The organism is Pseudomonas sp. Pseusp97, assembly GCF_047304025.1.
Classification (GTDB): Bacteria; Pseudomonadota; Gammaproteobacteria; order Pseudomonadales; family Pseudomonadaceae; genus Pseudomonas.
Genome location: NZ_JBGLYK010000229.1, coordinates 1 through 8,493 on the forward strand (window position 1 = coordinate 1; position 8,493 = coordinate 8,493).

General features: G+C 66.2%; 6 protein-coding genes. 1 reads left to right on the forward strand and 5 read right to left on the reverse strand.

The annotated features are described in order from the left end of the window. Together ACCC94_RS25110 and ACCC94_RS25115 are read right to left on the reverse strand one after the other, a co-directional pair. Nucleotides 1-571 (reverse strand): hypothetical protein (locus ACCC94_RS25110; RefSeq protein ID WP_413352338.1); only part of this gene is annotated, 571 nt, incomplete at its 3' end. Between the two features lie 158 nt (nucleotides 572-729). After that, nucleotides 730-2,532: an acyl-CoA dehydrogenase gene (locus ACCC94_RS25115; protein ID WP_413352339.1), complete on the reverse strand. Its 1,803-nt coding sequence runs from the start codon at nucleotides 2,530-2,532 to the stop codon at nucleotides 730-732. Nucleotides 2,533-2,710: 178 nt separating this feature from the next. Between ACCC94_RS25115 and ACCC94_RS25120 the strand changes: the two genes are divergently transcribed. Then, complete coding sequence (locus tag ACCC94_RS25120) at nucleotides 2,711-3,547, forward strand: 23S rRNA (adenine(2030)-N(6))-methyltransferase RlmJ (protein WP_413352340.1); 837 nt, start codon at nucleotides 2,711-2,713, stop codon at nucleotides 3,545-3,547. 172 nt (nucleotides 3,548-3,719) lie between these two features. On the opposite strand, the gene msrA is transcribed toward ACCC94_RS25120, so the two are convergent. The 3 genes from msrA to aceF all read right to left on the reverse strand — a co-directional run. After that, on the reverse strand, nucleotides 3,720-4,367 hold the full coding sequence (msrA, locus tag ACCC94_RS25125) for a peptide-methionine (S)-S-oxide reductase MsrA (RefSeq protein ID WP_017520467.1): 648 nt from the start codon (nucleotides 4,365-4,367) through the stop codon (nucleotides 3,720-3,722). A gap of 110 nt (nucleotides 4,368-4,477) precedes the next feature. Next, the gene (locus ACCC94_RS25130; RefSeq protein ID WP_413352341.1) at nucleotides 4,478-7,177 is read right to left on the reverse strand and encodes a putative bifunctional diguanylate cyclase/phosphodiesterase; all 2,700 of its coding nucleotides are present in this window, start codon (nucleotides 7,175-7,177) and stop codon (nucleotides 4,478-4,480) included. A 276-nt stretch (nucleotides 7,178-7,453) separates the two neighbouring features. Further along, on the reverse strand, nucleotides 7,454-8,493 hold a 1,040-nt coding region (aceF, locus tag ACCC94_RS25135; protein ID WP_413352342.1), incomplete at its 5' end, for a dihydrolipoyllysine-residue acetyltransferase.

Here is an 8,493-nt window from a genome sequence, read left to right on the forward strand (position 1 = left end):
CGTCCAGGGGCGGCCGGACGGCTTCGAGGCAGGCCAGGCGGTCGCGCTGCAAGGTGGTGCGGGCCTTGCTCATCTCGCCGGCGCTGTTCGCTGCGCCGCTGGCGGCGCGGATCTGCGTGTGCCAGAGGTGGCGGGCCGAGCTGCCTGTCGCGCCGCAGCTGCCCAGCGGGTCGTAGTAGGACGAGCCGAACTGGGCGTAGCCGGCGTTGACCAGGGCGTTGAAATAGCGGCTCTGCGAGGCGATCGACTTGCCATCGCCGTCGCGTAGCACCTCGAGGCCATTGGCCATGGCCTTGTCGATGCTCAGCAGGAAATCGTCGGCGTGCTGGAAGGCTTCCGCGCTGGGGACGCTGAAGATGGGCTGCGCATTCAGCGACAAGGCTGCGTTGCTGAGGGAAGCATCCTTGGGCAGGGCGTCTGCCGGGCCGGTGTTGAACAGGCAAAGCACCAGGCCCAGCGCCGTCGTGACGGCGAGCAGCGGCAACAATTGAAGGAAACGCTGTGAGGCGATAGCGGGGAAAGAGGTATAGGTGGCCATGGTCATGAAGGCGAAAAGTTGCGCGGGCGCCATTCAACGGCAAATGGCCCTGGCTTCGCTGTCAGCCTGGTCAGGTGTTGGTGTCTGAAAATTCCTTCAATTCAATCGGCAGCTCTGCTGCGTCGCGGCGGCTTGTCCGCGGGCATAAAAAAGCCCCGGACGTGACCGGGGCGCAAGAGTCATGCAGGAACCTAGAACCAGGCGTCCTGCATGGTGGAACAGGTATCGTCGCGGGCTTCGAGAAGCGTCAGGTCATGGTGGCAGGACGGCACTTCCCAGGTCAGGAAGTAACGCGCGGCCTGCAGCTTGCCGCGGTAGAAGTCGGTGTCGGCAGCGTTGCCGGCTGCCAACCCTTCCTCGGCGCGAATCGCCTGCTCCAGCCAGCGCCAGCCGATCACGGCGTGGCCGAAGACCTTCAGGTACAGCGCCGAGTTGGCCAGACCTTGCGCCACGCGGCCCTGCATCAGGTCGCCGAGCAGGCTCAGGGTGGTCGCGGACAGGCGCGCCATCAACTGTTCCAGCGGCTCGCGCAACTTGTCCAGCGACGGGTGTGCGCTGGCGCGTTCGCAGCACTGGCTGATCAGGCGGGTCAGCTGCTTGAGGCCGGCGCCGTTGTTCTGCGCCAGCTTGCGGCCCAGCAGATCCAGCGACTGGATGCCGTGGGTGCCTTCATGGATCGGGTTCAGGCGGTTGTCGCGGTAGTACTGCTCCACCGGGTACTCGCGGGTGTAGCCGTGGCCGCCGAGGATCTGGATCGCCAGCTCGTTGGCCTTCAGGCAGAACTCCGAGGGCCAGGATTTGACGATGGGCGTGAGCAGGTCGAGCAGCTCGTGGGCCTGCTTGCGCTCTTCCTCGGTCGGCAGCGTTTCGCAGTCGTCCACCAGGCGCGCGGCATACAGGCCGAGGTCGAAGGCGCCTTCGACGTAGGCCTTCTGGGTCAGCAGCATGCGGCGCACGTCGGTGTGCTCGATGATGGACACCGGCGCGGAAGTCGGGTCCTTGGCGTCCACCGGGCGGCCCTGCGGACGTTCGCGGGCGTATTCCAGGGAGTACAGGTAACCGGCGTAGCCGAGCATGATGGCGCCCATGCCGACGCCGATGCGCGCCTCGTTCATCATCTGGAACATGTAGGCCAGGCCCTGGTGCGGCTTGCCGACCAGATAGCCGACGCACTCGCCTTTATCGCCGAAGTTCAACGCGGTGGAGGTGGTGCCGCGCCAGCCCATCTTGTGGAACAGTCCGGCCAGGGTCACGTCGTTGCGCGCGCCGAGGGAGCCGTCCTCGTTGACCAGGAACTTCGGCACGATGAACAGGCTGATGCCCTTAACGCCCGGCGGGGCGTCTGGCAGCTTGGCCAGGACCATGTGGACGATGTTGTCCGACAGCGGGTGGTCGCCGCCGGAGATGAAGATCTTGTTGCCTTTGATCCGGTAGCTGCCGTCGCCCGCAGGTTCCGCACGGGTGCGGATGTCGGCCAGGGACGAGCCGGCGTGGGGCTCGGTCAGGGCCATGGTGCCGAACCAGCGGCCCTCGATCATCGGCTGCAGGAACAGGCGTTTCTGTTCTTCGCTGCCGAAGGTCTCGATCAGGTGGCTGGCGCCCATGCTCAGCATCGGGTAGGACGAGGTGGCGATGTTGGCCGACTGGAAGTGCGCGAAGCAGGCCCGCGAAAGCAGGTGCGGCAACTGCATGCCGCCCTGCTCGAAGCTGCGCGAGGCGTTCTGGAAACCAGCCTCGTTGAAGGCGTCCACCGCCGGTTTCACTTCCGGAATGAGCACCGCGCCGCCATCGACGTACTGCGGTTCGTTCTCGTCGTTCTTGCGGTTGTGCGGGGCGAACAGCTCCTCGGCGATGCCGCGGGCGGTGCCCAGGGCGGCGTCGAAGGTCTCGCGGTTGTGGTCGGCGAAGCGTTCGCGCCGGGTCAGTGCCTCGGCATCAAGCACTTCATAGAGTTCGAAAGCGAGGTTGCGGGAGCTGAGCAGGGTCTCGGACATGGATCGACCTCCGTGGGAATCGGCGCAGTCTAGTCCGGTGAATGAAGCGCGCACAGAATCATCCATGAGCGTGATAAAGGGCTAAAACGCCCGACCTCCCGGCAGGCCCCGGCGACGGCGGACTCGCACCGCACCCGCCGCAGGACCTAAACTGCGCGCCTTGAGGAGCCTGCTATCGATGAACTACCGCCATGCCTACCACGCCGGCAACCACGCCGACGTGCTGAAACATATCGTCCTCGCCCGCATTTTCGCGCTGATGGCGCGCAAGGACACGCCCTTCGCCTATCTCGACAGCCATTCCGGCATCGGCCTCTACGACCTGCTGGGCGATGAAGCCAGCCGCACCGGCGAATGGGAGTCGGGCATCGGCCGCCTGATCGAGCGCGATGACCTGCCGGAGCTGCTGCAGGACTATCTCGGTGTGGTGAACGCGCTGAATCCCGATGGCGGCCTGGAGTTCTACCCGGGCTCGCCGGAGCTGGCGCGTCGCCTGACCCGCCCGCAGGACCGCGTGCTGCTCAACGAGCTGCATCCCGAGGACGGCCGCCTGCTCAAGGCCAACATGGCCGGCGAGCGGCGCATCTCGGTGCACCAGGGCGACGGCTGGCTGCTGCCCCGCGCCTTCCTGCCGGTGGCGGAGAAGCGCGGCGTGCTGCTGATCGACCCACCCTTCGAGCAGCCGGACGACCTGGAACGCTGCGTGGCCGCGCTGGACGAGGCCATCGGGCGCATGCGCCAGACCGTGGTCGCCATCTGGTATCCGATCAAGGACCGCCGCCAACTCAAGCGCTTCTACCAGCGCCTGGAAAAAAGCTCGGCGCCGAAGTTGCTGCGCGTGGAGCTGTGCGTGCACCCGGCCGACACGGCGGATCGCCTGAACGGCTCCGGGCTGGTCATCGCCAACCCGCCGTGGCCGCTGGATGAAGAGCTGCGCGGGCTGCTGCCGTGGTTGGCGCAGACGCTGGCGCAGAGCGAAGGCAGCAGCCAGGTGGACTGGCTGATCGCCGAATAAGAAAAGCCCCGGCAGTGCCGGGGCTTTTTCTTTTTGCTTTCGCAGGAGCGGATTCATCCGCGATGGCCCTGGCGCGGGGCTCGGCCCATCGCGGACGGAGTCCGCTCCTACGCAGCCGGTGACCGCGGCTCTTCCTGTAGGAGCGAGCTTGCTCGCTCCTACCAAAGCAGGTTCACGCCGGCAGGCAAACGCCGGTGCCGCCCAGACCGCAATAGCCGTTGGGGTTCTTCGCCAGGTACTGCTGGTGGTAGGCCTCGGCGTAGTAGAACGGCGGCACTTCGCGGATTTCCGTGGTGATCTCGCCGTAGCCCTTGGCGCTCAGTTCTTTCTGGAAGGCCGCGCGGCTGGCGTCGATTGCAGCTTTCTGCGCCTGGTCGAACCAGTAGATCACCGAGCGGTACTGGGTACCGGTATCGTTGCCCTGGCGCATGCCCTGGGTCGGGTCGTGGGATTCCCAGAACACCTTCAGCAGTGCTTCGATGCTGGTTTCGCGCGGGTCGTAAGCCACCAGCACCACTTCGCTGTGGCCGGTCAGGCCGGAGCAGACTTCGTCGTAGGTGGGGTTCGGCGTGAAGCCGCCCGCGTAGCCCACCGCGGTAACCCACACGCCCGGCTGTTGCCAGAAGCGCCGCTCGGCGCCCCAGAAGCAGCCAAGGCCGACAACGATCTGCTGCACGCCGGCGGGGAAGGGCGCGGTCAGCGGGCGGCCATTGACGTAATGCGCTTCGGGCACCGGCATCGGGCTCTCGCGCCCCGGCAGGGCCTGGGCGGAGCTGGGCAGTTCCAGCTTGTGGGCAAGTATTTGCGAGCGCAGGGTCATGGCATTCGTCTCCTCGGAATGGGGGCGGCAATAGACTCGGGTACTCGCCGAAGATTACAGCGTTTTTTCCGCTAGCGGGGATGGCGGCGGGCACGCCGCGGCAGGGCGGCTCAGTGCGGGCGGCAGGGGTAGCGCTGCAGGCTGGAAGAGAGGTCGTGGCTGGGGATGGGCTTGTCGAACAGGTAGCCCTGGCCGATGTCGCAACGGTTGCGCCGCAGGAAGGCCAGCTGGGCGGCGGTCTCGACGCCTTCGGCGACCACCTGCAGCTTGAGGTTGTGGGCCATGGCGATCACTGCCGAGGTGATTTCCATGTCGTCCTGATTGTCCGGGATGTCCTTGATGAAGCTGCGGTCGATCTTGATCACGTCGATGGGGAATTTCTTCAGGTAGCTCAGCGATGAATAGCCGGTGCCGAAGTCGTCCATCGCCAGGGTCAGGCCAAGGCTCTTCAGGCGCTCCAGCTGCTGGCGGGTGTCGTCGGTGGCGTCCAGCAGCAGGCTTTCGGTGAGCTCCAGCTCAAGTTGCGAGGCCGGGATGCTTTCCTCGTGGAGGATCGCGGCGATGGAGCCGACCAGGTCGGGGTCGCTGAACTGCTTGGGCGACAGGTTGATCGCCATGTGCAGTTCGCCCAGGCCCTTGGCGGCCAGCTCGCGTACCTGGCGGCAGGCCTGGCGGATCACCCATTTGCCGATGGGGATGATCAGCCCGGTTTCCTCGGCGACGCTGATGAACTGGTCCGGGCGGATCATGCCCTTCTCCGGATGCTGCCAGCGCAGCAGGGCTTCCAGGCCGAGCAGCGCCCCGCTGCGCAGGCACAGCTTGGGCTGGTAGTGCACCGCCAGCTCGTCCTGCACCAGCGCGCGGCGCAGGTTGCTCTCGACGAACAGCTTGTAGCTGGCCTCGGCGGTCATCGCCTCGGTGAAAGTCTGTACCTGGTGCTTGCCGTTGGCCTTGGCCTTGTGCAGCGCGAGACCGGCGTGCTTCATCAGGGTCTGCGGGTCGTGCCCGTGCTGCGGCGCGTAGGCGATACCGACGGAGCCGGTGATGCTGATCAACTGGTTGTCGACGAACAACGGCTTGTCGAGCACGTCGAGGATCTGCGCGGCGACCTTCTCGCCGCGGCCGGCCACGGATTCTTCCAGCAACACGGCGAATTCGTTGCTGGCGAAGCGCGCCAGGGTGGCGCTGTCGCTCAGGCTGCTGCGCAGGCGCCGCGCGAGGTTGGCCAGCAGCTTGTCGCCGGTCTGGTGGCCCAGGCTGTCGTTGATCCGCTTGAAGTTGTCGATGTCCACCAGCAGCAGGCTCAGCGAATGCTCGCTGCCCACCTGCAGGCGTTCTTCCAGGGCGTTGATGAAGAAGTGCCGGTTGGCCAGGCCCGTGAGGTTGTCGCGGTAGGCGAGCTTCTCGATGTGCTGCTGGGCCAGCTTGCTCTGCGTGATGTCTTCGTAGATGCCGATGTAGTGGGTCAGCTCGCCCTTGTCGTCGTAGACCTTGGACAGCGACAGTTGGCCCCAGTAGGGCTCGAGGTTCTTGCGCCGGCTGCGGAACTCGCCCTGCCAGCTGTTCTGGGTGACCAGGGTGGAGCGCGCGTCGAACAGCAGCTCGCTCAAGTTGGCCAATGCCGGCAGCTCCGGCAGGCGACGGCCGCGCACTTCATCGGCGCCGTACTGGGTGATCGCGGTGAAGCTCGGGTTGACGTACTCCACCAGGCCGTCGCGATCGATCAGCAGGAAGGCGCTGGCGCTCTGCTCGACGGCGCGCTGGAACAGGTGCAGGGCGCTGGAAACGTTGCGCCGCTCGTGGTTCATCAGGACCTGGGCGTACTGGTCGGCCAGTTCGCCGGCGAAGGCGATCTCGTCGCTCTGCCACATGCGCACTTCGCCGACGTGTTCCAGGCAGAGCACGCCGACCACCTCGCCGCCCACGCGGATGGTGGCGTCGAGCATGGCGCTGATGCCCTGCGGGCGCAGGTAGCGCTTGGCCAGTTCCTGGGTGCGCGGGTCCTGCTGGGCGTTGTGGGCGTCGATGGCGCGGCCGCTGTGCACCGCGTCGAGGTAGTTGGGGAAGTTGCTGGCGTCGATGTCCTGGGGTTTTTCGTACTGGTCGGTGTCGCGGCGGTAGATGGTCACCGCTTCCAGCCGATGGTCCGGGTGCAGTCGCCAGATACCGGCGCGGGCCACGTCGTAGGCCTCGCAGGCGGCCTGGGCGATCAGCTGGGCGGCTTCGAGCAGCGGGTCGCTGGACAGGTAGCGGTGCCGCGCCAGGCGCACGATCAGGTTCTGCTGGGTGCGCGAGCGTACCAGGTGCTGCAGGTGTTCGTCCTGGGAGCGCTGGTACATCTCCAGGGACATCTTCAGGCGGATGTTCTGCGCTTCCAGGTCCAGCAGGCGCGGGTCCAGCTCGCTGCTCTGCTCGTCGCCCTCGTCCTGCAGGATGTAGCCGTGGAGCAACTGGCGACCGTGTTGCTGGAAGCTTTCGCCGACCTCGAGCGCATTCAGCGTGCCGCGCGGCGAGTGGAGCAGGTAGCGCACCCGGTAGCGGCCGTCCTTGAGCAGTTGCTGCTGCACCTGTTCATGCAGGCGATGGCGCGCCTCGGGCTCCATCAGGCTGGCGTAGGGTGCATCGAGGATGCCGCAGAGGTCCTGGGCCGGCACGCCAATCTGGCGCTCGCAGCCGGGATCGAGGAACAGCAGGGTCCAGCTGGGTTCGTTCAGGCGCTCGAAGCGCAGCATCCCGAGCCTGGAAGGGACGGGAAGCTGCGTGACAACCTCGGCCGCCTGACGGCTGGCGGCATCGGGATGACTCTTCATGCGCGGTGGATTTCCAGGGTGCTGGACGAGGTACATGGCCTCGCCCGACTTCTATGGGCGTTGGCAAGATTTGCATGAGGCACGGGGCCATGACAAGCCAAGACTGTATCGGCCGTCACACCGCGAAGTTGAGCCAGGGCGGGAGCCGCCTTGATCGACGGTGCGGAAAAAAAGAAGCCCCGCCATCCGGCAGGGCTGGAGAGAACGAGCGTGGCGTGCTCGTCGAGAGGAAGGGCAGGCGTGGCCTGCCCTGTACAACAGTTACAACAGCCGCACTTACAGGAGCAGGGTGCGGATATCGCCCAGCAGGTCGGACAGGCGCTTGGTGTAGCGCGCGGCGGCCGCCCCGTTGATCACGCGGTGATCGTAGGACAGCGACAGCGGCAGCATCAGGCGCGGCTGGAAGGCCTTGCCGTCCCACACCGGCTGCATGGTCGCCTTGCTGACACCCAGGATCGCCACTTCCGGCGCGTTGACGATCGGCGTGAAGCCGGTGCCGCCAATGTGGCCGAGGCTGGAGATGGTGAAGCAGGCGCCTTGCATGGCGTCGGCGGAGAGCTTCTTGGTGCGCGCTTTCTCGGCCAGTTCGGCGGCTTCGGCGGCGAGCTGCAGGAGGCTCTTCTGGTCGACGTTCTTGATCACCGGGACCAGCAGACCGTCCGGGGTGTCCACGGCAAAGCCGATGTGCACGTACTTCTTGCGGATCAGCGCCTTGCCGCTGGGAGCCAGCGAGCTGTTGAAGTCCGGCATTTCCTTGAGCAGGTGGGCACAGGCCTTGAGCAGGATCGGCAGCACGGTCAGCTTGACGCCAGCCTTTTCCGCGACGGCTTTCTGGGCCACGCGGAAGGCTTCCATCTCGGTGATGTCGGCCGAGTCGAACTGGGTCACGTGCGGCACGTTCAGCCAGCTGCGATGCAGGTTGGCGGCGCCGACCTGCATCAAGCGGGTCATTGCCACTTCTTCCACTTCGCCGAACTTGCTGAAGTCGACTTCCGGGATCGGCGGGATGCCCGCGCCACCGGTAGCGCCAGCCGGCGCGCCGGATTTGGCGCGTTGCAGCTGTTCCTTGACGAACGCCTGCACGTCTTCCTTGAGGATACGGCCTTTCGGACCGGTGCCTTTCACTTCACCCAGCTCGACGCCGAACTCGCGGGCGACCATACGCACTGCGGGGCCTGCGTGAACCTTGGTGCCGTCACGGCTGGGTGCACCCACCGGGGCAGCTTCCGGAGCCTTGGCCTGGGCCGCGGCAGCCGGTGCGGGAGCTGCGGCAGGAGCGGCAGCGGCCGGAGCCGGTGCAGCAGCCGGTGCCTCTG

Coding starts and splice junctions, on each gene's coding strand:
- ACCC94_RS25120 (WP_413352340.1), top strand. CDS start 2,711: ATGAACTACCGCCATGCCTACCACGCCGGCAACCACGCCGACGTGCTG.
- msrA (WP_017520467.1), bottom strand. CDS start 4,367: ATGACCCTGCGCTCGCAAATACTTGCCCACAAGCTGGAACTGCCCAGC.
- ACCC94_RS25130 (WP_413352341.1), bottom strand. CDS start 7,177: ATGAAGAGTCATCCCGATGCCGCCAGCCGTCAGGCGGCCGAGGTTGTC.
- ACCC94_RS25115 (WP_413352339.1), bottom strand. CDS start 2,532: ATGTCCGAGACCCTGCTCAGCTCCCGCAACCTCGCTTTCGAACTCTAT.